Origin of the sequence: Streptococcus sp. AS20 (assembly GCF_000524255.1) — a bacterium.
Taxonomy (GTDB): Bacteria; Bacillota; Bacilli; order Lactobacillales; family Streptococcaceae; genus Streptococcus; species Streptococcus constellatus.
The window spans coordinates 269,296-287,840 of the sequence record NZ_JANS01000005.1; the positions used below are offsets into that span (position 1 = coordinate 269,296).

At 39.7% G+C, this 18,545-nt stretch carries 13 protein-coding genes, 3 tRNA genes and 1 pseudogene; 14 read left to right on the top strand and 3 right to left on the bottom strand.

What is annotated here, in order from left to right; all coding sequences use genetic code 11:
- Positions 1-329: 329 nt before the first annotated feature.
- Positions 330-977, bottom strand: coding sequence for a glycerol-3-phosphate 1-O-acyltransferase PlsY (plsY, locus tag HMPREF1514_RS02315; RefSeq protein ID WP_037596978.1), 648 nt, complete (start codon positions 975-977; stop codon positions 330-332).
- 182 nt (positions 978-1,159) lie between these two features.
- Between plsY and parE the strand changes: the two genes are divergently transcribed.
- The 12 genes and pseudogenes from parE to HMPREF1514_RS02375 all read left to right on the top strand — a co-directional run bounded on the left by parE (position 1,160) and on the right by HMPREF1514_RS02375 (position 12,111).
- Positions 1,160-3,103 carry a DNA topoisomerase IV subunit B gene (parE, locus tag HMPREF1514_RS02320; RefSeq protein WP_037596981.1) on the top strand — a complete coding sequence of 648 codons (1,944 nt, stop codon included), beginning with the start codon at positions 1,160-1,162 and terminating at the stop codon, positions 3,101-3,103.
- An 18-nt stretch (positions 3,104-3,121) separates the two neighbouring features.
- A complete protein-coding gene (locus HMPREF1514_RS02325; protein ID WP_037596983.1) occupies positions 3,122-3,946 on the top strand; it encodes a hypothetical protein in 825 nt (274 codons plus the stop codon).
- Positions 3,947-4,141: 195 nt separating this feature from the next.
- Entirely contained in the window at positions 4,142-4,876 is a 735-nt protein-coding gene (locus tag HMPREF1514_RS02330) for a DUF6261 family protein (RefSeq protein ID WP_037596985.1), read from the top strand.
- Positions 4,877-4,895: 19 nt separating this feature from the next.
- On the top strand, positions 4,896-5,717 hold the full coding sequence (locus HMPREF1514_RS02335; RefSeq protein WP_037596987.1) for an aminoglycoside 6-adenylyltransferase: 822 nt from the start codon (positions 4,896-4,898) through the stop codon (positions 5,715-5,717).
- Positions 5,718-5,929: 212 nt separating this feature from the next.
- Positions 5,930-8,386 (top strand): DNA topoisomerase IV subunit A, encoded by a 2,457-nt coding sequence (parC, locus tag HMPREF1514_RS02340; RefSeq protein WP_037596989.1) that lies wholly within the window; start codon positions 5,930-5,932, stop codon positions 8,384-8,386.
- A gap of 136 nt (positions 8,387-8,522) precedes the next feature.
- A pseudogene (locus tag HMPREF1514_RS02345) lies at positions 8,523-9,545 on the top strand (branched-chain amino acid aminotransferase); the annotation flags it as partial.
- Between the two features lie 103 nt (positions 9,546-9,648).
- Complete coding sequence (locus HMPREF1514_RS02350) at positions 9,649-9,879, top strand: DUF2969 domain-containing protein (protein ID WP_003024423.1); 231 nt, start codon at positions 9,649-9,651, stop codon at positions 9,877-9,879.
- 52 nt (positions 9,880-9,931) lie between these two features.
- Positions 9,932-10,012: transfer RNA gene (locus tag HMPREF1514_RS02355), tRNA-Tyr, on the top strand.
- A gap of 41 nt (positions 10,013-10,053) precedes the next feature.
- A tRNA-Gln gene (locus HMPREF1514_RS02360) sits at positions 10,054-10,125 on the top strand.
- A gap of 162 nt (positions 10,126-10,287) precedes the next feature.
- Positions 10,288-11,487 carry a 30S ribosomal protein S1 gene (gene rpsA, locus HMPREF1514_RS02365; protein ID WP_003069023.1) on the top strand — a complete coding sequence of 400 codons (1,200 nt, stop codon included), beginning with the start codon at positions 10,288-10,290 and terminating at the stop codon, positions 11,485-11,487.
- 82 nt (positions 11,488-11,569) lie between these two features.
- Positions 11,570-11,641 (top strand) — tRNA-Arg (locus HMPREF1514_RS02370).
- 65 nt (positions 11,642-11,706) lie between these two features.
- Entirely contained in the window at positions 11,707-12,111 is a 405-nt protein-coding gene (locus tag HMPREF1514_RS02375; RefSeq protein ID WP_037596993.1) for an NUDIX hydrolase, read from the top strand.
- A 275-nt stretch (positions 12,112-12,386) separates the two neighbouring features.
- Here the strand turns inward: HMPREF1514_RS02375 and HMPREF1514_RS02380 are convergent, their stop codons facing one another.
- On the bottom strand, positions 12,387-13,370 hold the full coding sequence (locus HMPREF1514_RS02380; protein WP_003069027.1) for an L-lactate dehydrogenase: 984 nt from the start codon (positions 13,368-13,370) through the stop codon (positions 12,387-12,389).
- Positions 13,371-13,569: 199 nt separating this feature from the next.
- On the opposite strand from HMPREF1514_RS02380, the gene gyrA reads away from it, so the two are divergent.
- Together gyrA and HMPREF1514_RS02390 are read left to right on the top strand one after the other, a co-directional pair.
- Positions 13,570-16,014: a DNA gyrase subunit A gene (gyrA, locus tag HMPREF1514_RS02385; RefSeq protein ID WP_037596995.1), complete on the top strand. Its 2,445-nt coding sequence runs from the start codon at positions 13,570-13,572 to the stop codon at positions 16,012-16,014.
- Positions 16,015-16,037: 23 nt separating this feature from the next.
- Positions 16,038-16,781: a class A sortase gene (locus HMPREF1514_RS02390; RefSeq protein WP_037596997.1), complete on the top strand. Its 744-nt coding sequence runs from the start codon at positions 16,038-16,040 to the stop codon at positions 16,779-16,781.
- A 195-nt stretch (positions 16,782-16,976) separates the two neighbouring features.
- Here HMPREF1514_RS02390 and HMPREF1514_RS02395 read toward each other — a convergent pair whose 3' ends face one another.
- Positions 16,977-18,293, bottom strand: coding sequence for an FAD-containing oxidoreductase (locus HMPREF1514_RS02395; RefSeq protein WP_037597000.1), 1,317 nt, complete (start codon positions 18,291-18,293; stop codon positions 16,977-16,979).
- Positions 18,294-18,545: the final 252 nt, after the last annotated feature.

The following is an 18,545-nucleotide window of genomic DNA, read 5'->3' on the forward strand; positions in this document are numbered from 1 at the left end:
TGGCGCATGTCTTTTCCAAGTTTCTACGATTGTTGATAAAGACAAGAATCTTGAAGGTGATGAATTTGTGGTTATTGATATGACATCGCCAGAAACTACAAAAAAGGCACTCACATAATATTCAAGGTGTTACGTTTAAAGATTCAATTTCAGAAATCAATAAAGTCAAGGCTAAATAAAAATGGAAGAATATTACTTCTTCCGTTTTTATTTTTAAAATTACATACTTGCTTACACAGAAATAAATTATTATTATCAAATTTACAAAAATCTTGTTTTAAAATGCTGCTTATTGCAGTTGGTGTAAACCGCGCTATATAGAGTTCCCTTTATTTCTGTTTAGGTTGTTGTTTTGTGATATTCAATCCGAAGGGAATGAGGTTTTCTTGTTTCATCCGAATTCGCTGGATATTATCTTTATGTCGGACGATAATGATGAGCGCTAATGCGAGTACAATTACGGTAAAGAGTACATCATAACGTGGTAAAAGAAAGCCAAATAGTGGGAAAATTAAGACTCCCAGAATAGCGGAGGCAGCAGCTGTCACACTTGAAAAGGAAATCATACTAGTCAGGTACAAGCAGCTGAAAAAGATGACAGCTAAATAAGTGAAGAAAGTCGGTGAAAATCCAAGAATGACGCCTGCGCTAGTTGCTACGGCTTTACCACCTTTAAATTCAGCAAAAATGGGGAAGGTATGCCCAAGAACGGCTAAAAGTCCAAAAACGAGAGGAGAAATACCGTTGATATGAAGGAAAAATGGCAATAGTGTCGCAAATGTCCCTTTAAAAAAGTCAAAAATAAAGGTGATGATGCCTGCTTTTTTTCCAAGGACACGAAAGGTATTGGTCGTCCCTGTATTTCCGCTGCCGTATTCGCGGAGATTTTTCTTGTAAAATACTTGTCCAATCCAAAGCCCGGCAGGGATTGAACCAATCAAATAAGCTGCTATCAATGTAAAAACTATCTTTATCATGTTTTTATTATACCATGAATTTTGATTTTGATAGTTGAACGATCAGAAATATTTTATAAAATTTGTCTAGGCTGAAAAAATAGTGGTGAGAAGCAGAAAGAATACACTATTTTCTAAAAATCTTTGCAAAATTTGCTAAAAACTTGTAAGATAGAAAGGATGAATGATTCAGGAGGTTCCTTGTGGCAAAAAAGGAAATCAATATTAACAATTACAATGATGATGCCATTCAAGTATTAGAAGGGTTGGACGCGGTTCGTAAACGTCCTGGTATGTATATCGGCTCAACAGATGCAACTGGGCTTCACCATTTGGTCTGGGAAATTGTTGACAATGCAGTTGATGAGGCTCTGTCTGGCTTTGGCGACAAGATTGACGTGACGATTAACAAAGACGGGAGTTTGACTGTAGCAGACCACGGTCGGGGAATGCCAGTCGGTATGCACGCTATGGGAATCCCAACAGTAGAAGTCATCTTTACGGTGCTCCACGCTGGGGGTAAATTTGGTCAAGGCGGCTACAAGACCTCTGGGGGGCTGCACGGTGTGGGTTCTTCTGTGGTCAATGCGCTGTCTAGCTGGCTGGAAGTTGAAATCATACGTGACGGAATGGTTTATCGGCAACGATTTGAGCAAGGTGGAAAACCTGTTACCAGTCTGGAAAAGATTGGCAAGGCTCCCAAGTCAAAAACGGGCACGAAAGTGACTTTTATGCCAGACGATACGATTTTCTCAACGATTGATTTTAAATATAATACAATCGCAGAGCGGCTTAATGAATCAGCCTTTTTGCTCAAAAACGTTCACCTTTCTCTGACAGATGAGCGAACGGGCGAGTCTGTTGATTTTCATTATGAAAATGGGGTGCAGGACTTTGTCAGCTATCTGAATGAAGACAAGGAAACTTTGACACCAGTTCTTTATTTTGAAGGAGAAGAGGGCGGTTTTCAAGTGGAAGTGGCCCTCCAGTACAATGACGGTTATTCAGATAATATCCTTTCTTTTGTCAATAACGTCCGCACCAAGGACGGTGGAACGCATGAGACGGGGCTTAAGTCAGCTATTACCAAGGTCATGAATGACTATGCGAGAAAGACTGGATTGCTGAAAGAAAAGGACAAAAATCTGGAAGGTTCTGACTACCGTGAGGGTTTGGCGGCTGTTCTTTCTATCTTAGTACCAGAAGAACATTTGCAATTTGAAGGACAGACCAAGGACAAGCTGGGCAGTCCGCTTGCTCGTCCTGCGGTGGATTCGATTGTGTCGGACAAGTTGACTTTCTTCCTCTTGGAAAATGGAGAATTGGCATCTAATCTCATCCGCAAGGCGATTAAGGCGAGAGATGCGCGCGAGGCAGCCCGCAAGGCGAGAGATGAAAGCCGAAGTGGCAAGAAAAACAAGAAAGACAAGGGGCTTTTATCTGGAAAGCTAACGCCAGCTCAATCCAAAAACCCAGCCAAAAACGAACTCTATCTGGTCGAAGGAGATTCAGCGGGTGGCTCTGCTAAGCAAGGACGCGACCGCAAGTTTCAGGCAATTCTGCCCCTGCGCGGTAAGGTTATCAATACCGCCAAGGCTAAAATGGCAGACATTCTCAAAAACGAAGAAATCAACACTATGATTTACACCATTGGTGCAGGTGTCGGTTCGGACTTCTCCCTCGAAGATGCCAACTACGACAAGATTATCATCATGACCGACGCAGATACGGACGGCGCCCATATCCAGACGCTCTTGCTGACTTTCTTTTACCGCTACATGCGTCCACTCGTAGAAGCAGGGCATGTCTATATCGCCCTCCCCCCGCTCTATAAAATGTCCAAAGGCAAAGGCAAGAACGAGGTTGTCGAGTACGCTTGGACGGACGGCGAACTAGAAGATTTGCGCAAGAAATTTGGCAAAGGTGCCATGCTGCAACGCTACAAAGGGCTTGGGGAAATGAACGCAGACCAGCTTTGGGAAACCACCATGAACCCTGAAAACCGCACCCTCATTCGCGTCACCATTGACGACTTGGCCCGTGCCGAGCGCCGCGTCAATGTCCTCATGGGCGACAAAGTCCCACCCCGCCGTAAATGGATTGAAGATAATGTTAAGTTTACGCTGGAAGAAACGACGGCGTTTTAAGATAGTATAGGAGATATTATGACACGACAAAATTATTTTGATATTTTGAACCAGATGGAGTTTAATCCACAGAGAGAACTGAAAAATTTAGTGGACTTACTTAAAATGGAGAATAATTTGGGCCGCGGCCATTATACAACGATAAATAGTGTCATTTCTGATAATTTCTTAGATTATCCTAATCGATCAACGTTCACCAGTTATTCACAAATGATAGAAGTTATTATTTCAAACATCTATGATACAACTGAACAACTATTTGTTTTCTCTGAGTTATTAGTCGATATATTTAATAATCTCGAGGGAAAATTTACAGAAAAAGAATGTCAGTTTATTCAAGTTATATTTGATAATATTACAAGATTCTTAGAATTATCAAATCATGAACTGATTACTTTAGAAAATGGTGACAAAATCATCGTTGAAAAGAATGTTTATGCTTCGGAAGTTTCTCAGATTTTATCTGAGACAAATATACAAGATGCAATAAAGGTTTTAGAATATAATCATTTTGCAAATAAGGGAAATATTCAGCGTAAGAAAGAAATACTTATTTCTTTAGCGAACTACCTTGAGCCATTAAGAAAAGAATTGAATAATTCTGAGGAATTAAAGGAGGTGTTCAAGGTTAATAATCAAAAGATTATTGCGTTTGAAAAGCTTTTTGAAATGTATAATAATTTTGGTTTAAGACATAACAATGCTAAACAATATCATCTTGATATGACTAATGATAAACTAGAACAATGGTACGATGATATCTACACTTCATCCTTGTTTGTTATTCTAAGTTTGGATGAAGCTAGAATTTTATCAGAATTAACGTTTTTAAGAGAAGGATAACTCAATCCCACATCTCAAATTACCTTCCCCACCCCTAAAACAAGAAATTTCACATGAAGAATTTCTTGTCTAGGAGTAAAAAACCAAATCACACATGTGTGATTTGAATTTTTAAAGCAAAAGACGAACATTTACATGTGTTCTGAGCGATTTTAAAGCAAAAAAACTAAAAAACACACGAAGAAAGAGGAGTTTATGGCAAAAGAATACGGAGTCATTAGTTTAACGGTACGCAATTTGGAGAACAACGAATTTTCCCAGCTCATGACCGAGTCGAAAGAGGCGATTGCTGCTTTTAACAAGGCGCACAAGGTTGAAAGTATTTATACGAGTAAGCTGGAAGAGATGAGCCAGCATTTGGCTAAGTTTCAGGAGGGGCTTCATCAGACGAAAGCCAGTCGCTTGGTGACCAGTTTAGACCAAGCCGACCGCGAGCGAGACGATGCTTTGGGTACGCTGACTGCTTTGGTGCGGGCATTTTCACGGGTCAAGGAGACTGCGACCAAAGAAGCCTACGATATCTTGGCAGGCTTGCTGAAAAATTACGCTGGGATTGCGGCTGCCAACTATGAAAAAGAGACAGAGGGCATCAACCACCTGCTCCAAGAGCTGAAGAAATCAACTTATCAAACGGCGCTGGCAAAACTGCACTTGGAAGCTCATGTGGAAAGCTTGGTAACTGCGCAAAAGCGGTTTGAAGAAGCCTATAAGGAGCGCTTGACTGAATTAAAAGGCAAAGTGCCTAGCCAAAGCAAGCAACTTCGCATTCAGCTACAAGAAATTTACGATTTCTTGCTGGATTTCACCGCTATCATGACCTATGCCTACCCAGAAAGAAGCCACTATGCGGATCTTCGCGACCACCTCAATACCATTCGCAGCCGCTACAAAAAACGCAAAGCGGTTAAGAAAGTGAAAGAAGCGATCTAGCAAAAAGGTAGGTACCTCCATGAGAACTGAAAGTGAAATGTTGGATTTGATTTTGCAAATTGCAAAAGTCATACAAGCGGATGCAGTCGCTCTGTCTGGCTCGCGGACAAATCCGAATGCTCCCAAGGACGAGTTTCAAGACTATGATGTGGTCTACGTTGTAGATGATTTAGCTGCTCTGGTAACTGACCTTGCTTGGTTAGAAGCGTTTGGCAAGCGCATCATCGAGCAACATAATATACTTGACCATCGCCGTCTTTATCTGATGCTCTTTGAAGATGGCAATCGGATAGATCTGACTCTCTGCCCCAAGGAACACATCAAAGAATGGGTGGATAGCGAAGCAGATTTCACAGTGCTGGATGACCCGCAGGGACTCTTTCAGCCCTATACACCTACTCCCAAACGTTATTGGACAAAACCAGCGAGTGCAGATGATTTTGCAAAATCTTGCAATGAATTCTGGTGGGTTTCAGCCTATGTTGTCAAGGGGATTCAGCGTCAGCAATTTGTGTATGCGGTGGATCATCTCTATGGTATCTGTCAGAAAGAATTGCTGAAATTATTGGCTTGGCAAGTGGCAGCAGACAGAGGAGTCATTGATGTCGGCAAAAACTACAAGTACCTGTTTGAGTATTTGCCTGCTGAGAAGGAGGAAGAATTTGCCGCTTTGCTTGATTTTTCCAACAAAGAAAGCCTCATCCAGTCTCTACTGTCTACGCAGCAATTTTTCCACAGAGAAGCTCAGGCTTTCTCTCTCAAGACTGATTTTCCTTATGATAAAGAAACTGCAGAAAAAATGATTCAGTACACTAAAGAAAAACTGAATCTAAGAAAGTGATAATCCACTTTGCTCATTCATAAGAGATGCCTCTTACATCAGGAAGCATTAAAAAAGAAAATTACAGAAAGGATAGTTTGGTTGTATAGCAACTGAACACGGGACTAAGACTTAGAAAAAAAGATAAATCGATTGGAGTTCATCGAACCCTGCATCGATTTCCTATTTTTCTACAGAAATTTTCGGCAAGCCGAAACGTCCCTTTGTATCTTATGAGTAACATTCAAAACATGTCCTTGGAGGACATCATGGGAGAGCGTTTTGGGCGCTACTCCAAATACATCATTCAAGAGCGGGCCTTGCCCGACATTCGTGACGGACTCAAGCCCGTGCAGCGTCGAATTCTTTATTCGATGAACAAGGACGGCAATACCTTTGACAAGGGCTACCGCAAGTCGGCAAAGTCTGTCGGAAATATCATGGGGAATTTCCACCCGCATGGTGACAGCTCTATTTACGACGCTATGGTCCGTATGTCTCAGGACTGGAAGAACCGTGAGATTTTAGTGGAAATGCACGGAAATAACGGTTCTATGGACGGCGATCCGCCAGCTGCTATGCGGTATACCGAGGCTCGTTTGTCTGAGATTGCGGGCTACTTGCTTCAAGACATCGAAAAGGACACCGTGCCTTTTGCTTGGAACTTTGATGATACGGAAAAAGAACCGACTGTATTGCCTGCTGCCTTTCCAAATCTTTTGGTGAATGGGGCAACGGGGATTTCTGCTGGGTATGCGACGGACATTCCGCCTCACAATCTGGCGGAAGTCATCGATGCGGTGGTCTATATGATTGACCACCCCAAAGCTAAGGTTGACAAACTCATGGAGTTTCTGCCGGGCCCTGACTTTCCAACGGGAGCTATTGTGCAAGGGCGTGATGAGATTAAGAAAGCCTATGAGACTGGAAAGGGGCGCGTTGTCGTGCGTTCTCGGACGGAGATTGAAAAGCTCAAAGGCGGCAAAGAGCAGATTGTTGTCACTGAAATTCCTTATGACATTAACAAAGCTGTTCTGGTCAAGAAGATTGATGACGTTCGGGTCAATAATAAGGTAGCTGGCATTGCAGAAGTGCGGGATGAGTCTGACCGTGACGGGCTTCGTATTGCTATTGAGCTGAAAAAGGATGCCAATACCGAGCTGATTTTGAATTATCTCTTTAAATATACGGATTTGCAGGTCAATTACAATTTTAACATGGTGGCGATTGATCATTTTACACCGCGTTTGGTAGGGATTGTGCCGATTCTGACTAGTTACATCGCCCACCGAAAAGAGATTATTCTGGCGCGTAGTCGTTTTGACAAAGCGAAAGCAGAGAAGCGCCTGCATATCGTGGAAGGCTTGATTCGAGTAATTTCTATCTTGGATGAAGTGATTGCGCTCATTCGTGCATCGGAAAATAAATCGGATGCTAAGGAAAACCTCAAAGTCAGCTATGATTTCACCGAGGAGCAGGCAGAGGCTATCGTCACTCTCCAACTTTATCGTTTGACCAATACAGACGTGGTGATTCTGGAGGAAGAGCAGGCGGAATTGCGCGAGAAAATTGCCATACTTTCTGCCATTATCGGCGATGAGCGGACCATGTACAATTTGATGAAGCGTGAACTGCGTGAGGTCAAAAAGAAATTTGGCAATCCTCGTCTTAGTGAATTGCAAGATACGGCTAATGCCATTGAGATTGATACGGCTAGTCTGATTGTGGAAGAAGAAACCTATGTCAGCGTCACTCGTGGGGGTTACATCAAACGCACCAGTCCACGTTCTTTCAATTCATCAATGGTTGACGAGGTCGGCAAGCGCGAGGACGACCGTCTGATTTTTGTCAGCTCGGCGAAAACCACTCAGCACCTTTTGATTTTTACCAACCTTGGCAATGTCATCTATCGACCGATTCATGAACTGGCAGACATTCGCTGGAAAGAAATCGGGGAACACCTCAGTCAGACTATTACTAATTTTGAGACGAATGAAGAAGTCATCTATACAGAATTGGTTGATAATTTTGACGAAGGAACTTATTTTGCGGTAACAAAACTAGGGCAAATCAAGCGCGTAGAGCGAAGAGAATTTAGTCCTTGGCGAACCTATAAGTCCAAGTCTATCAAGTTTGCTAAACTAAAAAATGAAGACGATCAAATTATCACCCTCTCTCCAATCAAGCTGGACGATGTCATGTTAGTGACTAAGAACGGTTATGCTCTTCGGTTCAATATCGAAGAAGTACCAATTGTGGGTGCCAAGGCAGCAGGTGTCAAAGCTATCAATCTCAAAAAAGATGATGTCCTAGCTACTGCTTTTATTGCCAATACTGATTCACTTTATATCTTGACTCAGCGAGGAGCGCTCAAGCGAATGGCAGTTGCAGACATTCCTGTGACTAGTCGAGCGAATCGTGGCTTGCAAGTGTTGCGCGATCTGAAGTCCAAGCCACATCGTGTCTTTCAAGCAGGTCCTGTATTTGAGGAGCAGCCTGCAGAACTAGATCTCTTCAGTTCAGATAATCCAGCAGCAGAAGAAGAGCAAATTTTGTCCATAGTTTCTAACAAAGGAACGACTTACGAGGTGAAGCTAGCTGATCTTGGTTTATCTGAAAGAACCAGCAATGGTAGTTTTATCTCAGATACCATTTCTGATGAAGAAGTGTTCTCTGCGAATCTTAAATAATTGAAAATCAGTCCAAGTGGCTGATTTTTTATTGTCGTTATAAACTGAAATTAAAAATTTTCAGAATTTTGCAAAAAGCTATTGAAAATATCTAAAAATAGTGTAAAATTAAAAACATAAGTTCAAAAAGGAGAATGTTATGTCAGTAAATCTTGATTGGGGAAACCTAGGCTTTTCCTATATGAAATTACCTTATCGTTATCTCGCTTATTATAAAAACGGTCAATGGGAAAAGGGAGAATTAACTGAAGATGCTACTTTGCATATGTCTGAATCTTCTCCCTGCCTTCATTATGGACAACAGGCTTTTGAAGGAATGAAAGCATATCGCACAAAAGATGGCAGCGTTCAACTATTTCGCCCGGATCAAAATGCAAAACGTCTACAACGTACCTCAGACCGGCTCTTAATGCCACAAGTTCCGACTGATATGTTTATTGATGCAGTTAAGCAGGTTGTTCGTGCAAATGAAGAATACGTTCCACCGTATGGAACAGGAGGGACTCTTTATATTCGTCCGCTGTTGCTAGGTATCGGTGACATCATTGGCGTAAAACCAGCCGATGAATACATTTTTACTGTATTTGCTATGCCTGTTGGAAATTACTTTAAAGGAGGCTTGCAACCAACTAATTTTCTCATTCAAGAGGAATACGATCGTGCGGCTCCACATGGAACAGGTGCAGCTAAGGTAGGGGGGAACTATGCAGGAAGTTTTGTTCCTGGTCAATATGCGAAAACAAACGGATTTTCAGATGTAATCTATTTAGATCCTGCAACTCATACCAAAATTGAAGAGGTGGGTTCTGCCAATTTCTTTGGCATTACCGCAGATAATGAATTTATCACACCACTTAGCCCATCTATCCTGCCTTCTATCACAAAATACTCTCTTCTATACTTAGCAGAGCATCGTTTGGGCATGAAAGCTATTGAGGGGGATATTTTCATAGATGATCTAGATAAATTTGTCGAAGCAGGGGCTTGCGGCACAGCAGCGGTTATCTCTCCAATTGGTGGTGTTCAGCACGGTGATGAGTTTCATGTTTTTTATAGTGAAACAGAAGTTGGACCTGTTACTCGAAAACTTTATGATGAATTAACCGGCATCCAATTTGGCGATGTTAAAGCACCAGAAGGCTGGATCGTAAAAGTTTAAAAATGTTTGAAGCTATCTCTCGGTTGAGGTAGCTTTTATTGTCACATATCACTTGCTAGTTTTCCTATTTTTTTGTAAAATAGAGACTTGAAAGAGGTATATGATGAGTAAAAAAGATAAAAAGATTGAAATCCAATTGGCAGATAGCCAAGTCAAAGTAGGAACTGACCAGTACGAAGGTTATGTTCTATCAATTGGAAAAAAAGTCATTGGTCAAATTGCTGAGTTTAACGGGCAATTTGCTATCATAAAAAATGAAAATGTTGATAGTTTTTATAAAAAACTTGAAAATGCTGTGGAAAAATTGATTGAAACCTATAATTTGAGTAAATAAATGCTTGTATTTTCTTTTCATCAATGGTATAATGAATACTGTTGATTATACAGGAGAGGTAGCGAAGAGGCTAAACGCGGCGGACTGTAAATCCGCTCCTTCGGGTTCGGGGGTTCGAATCCCTCCCTCTCCATGAGCGTACTTAATTTTTAATGGTATGACCACGTTCTTTTTTGGGGTATAGCCAAGCGGTAAGGCAAGGGACTTTGACTCCCTCATGCGTTGGTTCGAATCCAGCTACCCCAGTTCTTAGGTAATATATCAGATAAATGGTAAAATATCTTAGGGTATTTTATTTCTTTATAGGGTGAGAAACGTTAAAGATAGTTCAATGTCATTGCGGTGCTTAGGAAAAATATTATAAGTATGTCAAGCGAGAAATGCTTGATTGTTGGAGGATTTTTTTAGATGAATGAATTTGAAGATTTGCTAAATAGTGTTAGCCAAGTTGAGCCAGGCGACGTCGTTACTGCTGAAGTATTGACTGTTGATGCGAACCAAGCTAATGTTGCAATCGCTGGAACTGGTGTGGAAGGTGTTTTGACCCTTCGTGAATTGACAAACGATCGTGATGCTGACATTAACGACCTTGTAAAACCAGGTGAAACACTTGAATTGCTTGTTCTTCGTCAAGTAGTGGGTAAAGATACGGATACAGTTACTTACCTAGTATCTAAAAAACGTTTAGAAGCTCGCAAGGCATGGGACAAGTTGGTTGGACGTGAAGAAGAAGTTGTTACTGTAAAAGGGACTCGTGCTGTTAAAGGCGGACTTTCAGTAGAATTTGAGGGACTTCGTGGATTTATTCCTGCTTCAATGCTAGATACTCGTTTCGTTCGTAACACTGAACGTTTTGTAGGTCAAGAATTTGAAGCAAAAATTAAAGAAGTGGATCCAAAAGAAAATCGCTTTATCCTTTCACGTCGTGAAGTTGTAGAAGCTCAAGCAGCAGCAGCACGTGCTGAAGTGTTTGGTAAATTGGCTGTTGGTGACATCGTGACTGGGAAAGTTGCACGTATCACAAGCTTTGGTGCTTTTATTGATCTTGGTGGTGTTGACGGACTTGTTCATTTAACTGAATTGTCACATGAGCGCAATGTTTCACCAAAATCTGTTGTATCAGTTGGCGATGAAATCGAAGTAAAAGTTCTTGATTTGAATGAAGAAGAAGGTCGTGTATCGCTTTCTCTTAAAGCTACAACCCCTGGACCATGGGACGGTGTCGAACAAAAACTTGCTGCCGGTGATGTTATCGAAGGTACAGTTAAACGTTTAACAGATTTCGGTGCTTTTGTAGAAGTATTACCAGGTATTGACGGACTTGTCCATATTTCACAAATTTCACATAAACGTGTTGAAAATCCAAAAGATGTGCTTAAAGTCGGTCAGGAAGTAACTGTGAAAGTTCTTGATGTAAACGCTGATGCAGAACGTGTATCACTTTCTATCAAGGCTCTTGAAGAACGTCCAGCACAAGAAGATGACCAAAAAGAAAAACGTCAATCACGTCCTCGTCGTCAAAAACGTCAAGAAAAACGTGACTTTGAACTTCCAGAAACTCAAACTGGATTTTCAATGGCTGACTTGTTTGGTGATATTGAATTATAATCAAATAAAAGGATTGGAATTTATCATTTCAGTCCTTTTTTACTTGTTATTTTTATAAAATTTTTATATAATAAAATAGTTGCCACCCTTAGTGTAATGGATATCACGTAAGATTCCGGTTCTTGAGATGGGAGTTCGATTCTCTCAGGGTGGATTGTGTTTATTACTTGAAAGTCTTGTTTTATGCAAGATTTTTTATTTTTACAAAGGAGATTGCGAATGCCTATAAAATTGATTGCTCATGCTCTAATTGAAAAAGATGGAAAATATTTGCTTATTAAACGAAGTAAAATAAAACGTGGTTCTCCAAACATGTATCCCGAATATTGGGATATTCCAGGAGGTAGTGTGGAAGAAGACGAATTGCCGCGAGAAGGTGCTGTACGAGAAGCGATGGAAGAAGTCAACCAAAAGATACAATTAAGTGAGATACTTCATGAGGATAGCTGTTACGATGATACAAAGGGAGTCGTTTTCACACGTCTAGTATACAAGGCGAAATTGCTAGAATGTAGAGAGATAAAACTTGATCCAGAAGAGCATACAGCATTTCGCTGGATTCAGACCTTATCGGATATGAAAGAAGAAACAATTGTTCCATATTTAAACGATCTATTCAAATAAGTTATAAAGTAAGGCTAAGATAATATTATCTTAGCCTTACTTTACGCTAGTAAAAGCTATTAATATAGTTGAAAGAATAGATAGGACTTATGAAACAGTTCCAATAACATTCGCTTTTCAAACTCGAAAGAACAATTTTTTTCATTCATACTTCAAGATTCTAAAGGAATGTTAGGTAACGAAGCTAAAATCGCAAACTAAAAAATTTCAAATTTTATTCCTGTTTTAAAATGAAAAAACTCCTTGATAAAACAAGGAGTAAGAAAGGAAATTCTTTAGTTTTTAGCTACTGAAGCAAATTCTTCTTTAGAGAAAGCATCATTGATGATATCTTTCAATTGTTTAGCAGAAGCTTGCATTTTTTGTTTTTCAGCATCATTCAACGGGATATTTACTGGACGTACGATACCATGTGCGCCAACAATAGCTGGTTGTCCAATGTAGCAATCTGTAACACCAGGATATTGACCTTCTTGGAATACCGAAAGTGGAAGAACTGAATTTTCGTCATCAAGGATAGCTTTTGTAATACGAGCTAAGGCAACTGCGATACCATAGAATGTTGCACCTTTTTTATTGATAATTGAGTATGCAGCATCACGAACGCCTTCAAATAAGTCAACCAATTCAGCAGCATTGAAGTTTTCTACGTCTTGAAGATAATTTTCAAGGTTGACACCTGCAACGTTAGCATGTGACCAAACAGCGAATTCTGAATCACCATGTTCTCCCATGATGTAAGCATGGACAGAGCGAGCATCTACATCCAATTTTTCAGCAAGCGCTTGACGGAAACGTGCTGAGTCAAGAGAAGTACCTGAACCAATGACACGTTCTTTAGGGAATCCAGAGAATTTCCAAGTTGAGTAAGTCAAGATATCAACTGGGTTAGCAGCCACAAGGAAAATACCGTTAAATCCTGACTCAACAATTTTGGTAACAACATCTTTATTGATGCGAAGGTTTTTTTCAACCAATTGAAGACGAGTTTCACCCGGTTTTTGTGGTGCACCAGCAGTCAAAACAACAAGATCTGCATCGTGCGCATCAGCATATTCTGCTGAATAGATTTTCTTAGGTGAAGTGAAGGCAAGGGCGTGGCTAAGGTCTTCAGCATCTCCTTCTGTCTTTTCCTTGAAAATATCAACGATACCAAGTTCTTGAGCGATACCTTGGTTGACAAGAGCAAATGCGTAAGAAGAACCTACAGCACCGTCACCGACAAGGATGACTTTTTTATGTTGTTTAGTAAGAGTCATTTTGCTAAACATCTCCTTTATTTTATTGGGGAACATTTTCCCTTTACAACTTCATTCTATCACTTTTGTAACATTTTGTCACGGATATAATACATATCATCTTATGTAAACGTTTTTATGATAAGGGGTGTTTACTGAAAAAAATCATGATTTATGTTATAATGATATGGTCATATAAATTGAAGAGAGGCATTTTTTAATGCAGGATAATAATTTAGTCAATGTGAACTTAACGAGCGAAATGAAGACGAGTTTTATCGATTACGCCATGAGTGTCATTGTGGCTCGTGCCCTTCCTGATGTTCGTGATGGTTTAAAGCCTGTTCACCGCAGAATATTGTATGGAATGAATGAACTGGGTGTTACCCCTGATAAACCACATAAGAAATCTGCTCGTATTACGGGTGATGTTATGGGTAAATATCACCCACACGGAGATTCCTCTATCTATGAAGCGATGGTGCGGATGGCGCAATGGTGGTCTTACCGTCATATGCTGGTCGATGGTCACGGAAACTTTGGTTCTATGGATGGAGATGGTCCCGCAGCACAACGGTATACAGAAGCTCGTATGAGTAAAATATCGCTTGAGATGTTGCGCGATATTAACAAAAATACAGTTGATTTTGCGGATAACTATGATAGCAGCGAACGTGAGCCATTAGTCTTACCGTCACGTTTTCCTAATTTATTGGTTAATGGAGCAACTGGGATTGCTGTGGGGATGGCTACCAATATTCCTCCCCATAATCTTGGTGAAACCATTGATGCCGTTAAATTGATTATAGACAATCCAGATGTAACAACGCGCGAGCTTATGGAAGTATTGCCTGGTCCAGATTTTCCAACGGGAGCTTTAGTCATGGGAAGGTCAGGTATTCATCGTGCTTATGAAACCGGTAAGGGTTCCATTGTTTTACGTGCTCGGACAGAAATCGAAGAAACTAAATCTGGTCGAGAACGGATTGTTGTTACCGAATTTCCGTATATGGTCAACAAGACAAAAGTCCATGAACATATTGTCCGGCTTGTTCAAGAAAAACGGATTGATGGAATTACGGCAGTCCGTGATGAATCTAACCGAGAAGGTGTTCGCTTTATCATTGAAGTGAAACGTGATGCAAGTGCGCATGTTATTTTAAATAACTTATTTAAACTCACGCAAATGCAGACGAATTTCAGTTTCAATATGCTAGCGATTCAAAATGGAGTGCCTAAAATTCTCTCCTTGCGTGAAATTCTGCTTGCTTATATTGAACATCAAAAAGAAGTGGTAACTCGTCGGACGATTTTTGATAAGGAAAAGGCCGAAGCACGTGCCCATATTTTAGCAGGTTTGTTGATTGCGCTTGATCATATTGATGAAGTCATTCGCATTATTCGAAATAGTGAAACGGATGCTGAAGCACAAGCGGAATTAATGTCACGTTATGAGTTATCTGAACGTCAAAGTCAAGCAATTCTGGATATGCGTCTTCGTCGTTTGACAGGATTGGAGCGCGATAAGATTCAGTCTGAATACGATGATTTAATGAAATTAATTGCGGATTTGACAGATATATTGGCAAAACCAGAACGAGTTGTTGCGATTATCAAAGAAGAGTTGGAAGAAGTCAAACGTAAATTTTCTGATAAGCGCCGTACGGAACTAATGGTCGGGGAAGTTTTATCTCTTGAAGATGAAGATTTAATTGAAGAGGCTGATGTTTTAATCACGCTTTCCAATAAAGGTTACATCAAACGGCTAAATCAAGATGAATTTACAGCTCAAAAACGTGGTGGTCGAGGGGTTCAAGGGACAGGTGTTAAGGATGATGACTTTGTTCGTGAATTAGTTTCTACTAGTACACATGAACGCTTGCTCTTCTTCACCAATAAAGGCCGTGTTTATCGTTTGAAAGGTTATGAAATTCCTGAATATGGTCGTACAGCGAAAGGGTTGCCAATTGTCAATTTGTTGAAATTGGACGAAGGTGAAACAATTCAGACAATCATCAATGTTCAAGCTGAACACAATGATCATTCTTACCTTTTCTTCACCACGCGCTATGGTGTGGTAAAACGAACTAGCGTAACAGAATTTGCTAACATTCGTCAAAATGGGCTAAAAGCTCTGAATTTAAAAGATGAAGATGAGCTAATCAATGTCTTTCTGACAGATGGGCAAACAGACATCATTATCGGAACAAAAATGGGCTATGCTGTACGATTTAATGAAAATCAGGTTCGCAACATGGGACGAGCTGCAACTGGTGTACGTGGTGTAAATTTGCGCCCAGATGATCATGTTGTGGGAGCTAGCGTTATTTCGGATAATCAAGAAGTGTTAGTCATTACTGAAAAAGGTTATGGTAAGCGAACTTTGGCTAGTGAATACGCTACGAAAGGACGTGGCGGAAAAGGAATGAAAACAGCGAATATCACTGAAAAGAACGGTCCATTAGCGGGGCTTATGGCCGTGAACGGTGATGAAGATTTAATGATTATCACAAATACAGGTGTCATTATCCGAACAAATGTTGCTAACATTTCTCAAACAGGACGTGCAACTTTGGGTGTTAAAGTAATGCGACTAGATAAGGGAGCGCAAATTGTTACTTTTACAAGTGTTGAAGCAGAAAATGAAAAAGAAGTGGATGAATAATAAACTAGATAAAAGGAAATGTTATGTCATCAAGAAGAAAAAAACATAATAAAAGAAAAAATATTCTGATTAACATTGTTGCGACATTGCTAATTATTGTAGCGCTTGCACTTATTTTCAACTCTTCTATTCGTAATATGATTATGGTCTGGCATACCAATAGGTATCAAGTGAGCAATGTTTCAAAAGATAAGATTAATAAAAATAAAAAAGCCAAAACCAGCTTTAACTTTGACAAAGTAAAATCATTGTCAACTGAAGATGTGATTAACGCCCAATGGCAGGCTCAGCAACTACCAGTTATTGGTGGAATTGCAATTCCAGAGCTTTCGATGAATTTGCCAATTTTTAAGGGACTAGATAATGTTGGTCTTTATTATGGTGCAGGTACGATGAAAGAAACACAGCAAATGGGGAAAGGGAATTATGCATTGGCGAGTCACCATGTGTTTGGAATTACAGGTGCAAGTAATATGCTATTTTCTCCATTAGATCGTGCAAAAGCCGGAATGAAGATTTACCTAACAGATAAAGAGAAGATATATACTTATTCCATTACTTCTGTTGAAAATGTTTCACCTGACAGAGTAGATGTGATTAATGATCGTGAAGGAGTCAATGAGGTAACGCTAGTGACCTGCGAAGATGCTGCAGCTACTTCGCGAACGATTGTTAAAGGAACACTAGAAGGAGAAACTTCTTACAAGGATGCTCCAAAAGAAATTTTGAATGCATTTAGTAAAACATATAATCAAATGCAACTATAAAATAAAAGAAGCTGGGCAAAGATTCCGTTTTTAGTCAAAATTAAGTAGCTAACAATAGAAAAGCTTAAAATCAACGTTTTTAATAACTTGATTTTAAGCTTTTTTCATTATTCAGGAAGTTTTTGCTTAACCTTTTTAGTTAGCTGAAAGTAAAACGACTCGTGTTAAATTTTGATGACAACTCAATTACCATCATTAAATCGCAAACAAATCGTTAAGGTTTTCAGCTAGGGTTGGATGAGTAAAGATTTGTTTTGTGAAATAAGTATATGGTATGTTGTTGTCCATAGCTACAGTTAGAATGTTAATAATTTCTTGAGCTCCTTGTGAGAAGATAGTAGCGCCAAGAATTTCTTTAGTTTCTGTGTTTACAACTGCTTTGAATGCTCCTCTGAGGTCAGCATTGACATGTCCACGTGGCATAGCTGAAACTGGAATTTCTTTAGTTGCATAAGGCAATCCTTGTTCTTTAGCTTGTGCTTCAGTTAGACCAATTTGAGCGAGTGGTGGAGCGATGAACATGGTAGTCGGTACATTTTTACGATTATCAAGTGTGTATGAGCCGTCACCTGCTAAATAACTAAAAACTATACGGAAATCATCTAATGAGACATAGGTGAATTGCAATCCACCGTTGACATCTCCAACAGCAAAAATGCCAGAAACACTAGTTTGACAATGCTTATCAACTTGGATAGCACCACGATCTGTTATTTGAATATCTGTATTTTCTAACTTTAATGGTTCAATATTTGGCTTGCGACCGGTAGCATAAAGCAAAGCATCAAAATGAAAACTTTTATTTTTAGTAACGACAATCACCTCGTCACCATCATTTTTAACTTCTTGAGTAAAGACATTTTGAAGAATTTCAATGCCATCTTCTTCCATGTATTGTTTGGCCATGGCAGCGATAGAAGGTTCTACACGTGGTAGAAAGGTATCGGCAGCATCAAGAACAGTGACCTTGCTTCCTAATTTATTGAACAAACCAGCAAATTCAAGACCGATATTCCCACCGCCAAGAATTCCAAGACTTTTAGGTAGTCTATCAAGGTTTTGAATACCTGTTGAATCATAAACATTTTTTGATGTAGTAAGTCCTGGGATTGGTAGAATGTTAGAGATAGCACCTGTATTGATGACGATATTTTCAGCTGTTAATTCTTGTTTTTGGTTACCTGAGACAATTTCAATTATCTTATTGGATAGAAAATGAGCTTCTGCATCAATAATATCGACTCCAGCACCACTAATAGTTGCGTAATTTTTCCCATTGAGTCTGCTAGTAACCGCATTTTTCTCAGTCATTACTTCTTCAAAAGATAATCCTTTATCTGCAGCTACTAGTAAGGTTTTGGTTGGAATACAAGCGATGTTGATGCAAGTTCCGCCGTACATAGCTTTACTGCGTTCAATCAAAGCAACCTTTTTTCCTTGCATTGCCATTTTGGCTGCTAATGTTTTTCCGGCTTTACCAAAACCAATGACAATTATATCATATATTAACATGGTTTTCCTCCGTTTTTTACAAATATTGTAGCACGTCTATTTTGAAATTGCCCGTATTTTGCTCCGTAAAATTGATCTGGCCGCTACATGTATTGGAAAAAATCTTTATAAAATCCAAAAATTTTATAAAGAAATTTTTAGAATCTGAAAAATTTTTTATTCGGAAAATTTAGATTTTAACCCTTGAAAATCCACTAAAATCAGCATGTATAACACTAGCTTATGGGAAGTTTAATTTATCTTAAGTAGACA

What these genes read in the sequence shown, in the direction of transcription:
- HMPREF1514_RS02330 (WP_037596985.1), top strand. Translation starts at nt 4,142, where the DNA reads ATGGCAAAAGAATACGGAGTCATTAGTTTAACGGTACGCAATTTGGAG.
- HMPREF1514_RS02350 (WP_003024423.1), top strand. Translation starts at nt 9,649, where the DNA reads ATGAGTAAAAAAGATAAAAAGATTGAAATCCAATTGGCAGATAGCCAA.
- plsY (WP_037596978.1), bottom strand. Translation starts at nt 977, where the DNA reads ATGATAAAGATAGTTTTTACATTGATAGCAGCTTATTTGATTGGTTCA.
- rpsA (WP_003069023.1), top strand. Translation starts at nt 10,288, where the DNA reads ATGAATGAATTTGAAGATTTGCTAAATAGTGTTAGCCAAGTTGAGCCA.
- HMPREF1514_RS02375 (WP_037596993.1), top strand. Translation starts at nt 11,707, where the DNA reads ATGCCTATAAAATTGATTGCTCATGCTCTAATTGAAAAAGATGGAAAA.
- HMPREF1514_RS02335 (WP_037596987.1), top strand. Translation starts at nt 4,896, where the DNA reads ATGAGAACTGAAAGTGAAATGTTGGATTTGATTTTGCAAATTGCAAAA.
- HMPREF1514_RS02380 (WP_003069027.1), bottom strand. Translation starts at nt 13,370, where the DNA reads ATGACTCTTACTAAACAACATAAAAAAGTCATCCTTGTCGGTGACGGT.
- HMPREF1514_RS02390 (WP_037596997.1), top strand. Translation starts at nt 16,038, where the DNA reads ATGTCATCAAGAAGAAAAAAACATAATAAAAGAAAAAATATTCTGATT.
- HMPREF1514_RS02325 (WP_037596983.1), top strand. Translation starts at nt 3,122, where the DNA reads ATGACACGACAAAATTATTTTGATATTTTGAACCAGATGGAGTTTAAT.
- HMPREF1514_RS02395 (WP_037597000.1), bottom strand. Translation starts at nt 18,293, where the DNA reads ATGTTAATATATGATATAATTGTCATTGGTTTTGGTAAAGCCGGAAAA.
- parC (WP_037596989.1), top strand. Translation starts at nt 5,930, where the DNA reads ATGAGTAACATTCAAAACATGTCCTTGGAGGACATCATGGGAGAGCGT.
- gyrA (WP_037596995.1), top strand. Translation starts at nt 13,570, where the DNA reads ATGCAGGATAATAATTTAGTCAATGTGAACTTAACGAGCGAAATGAAG.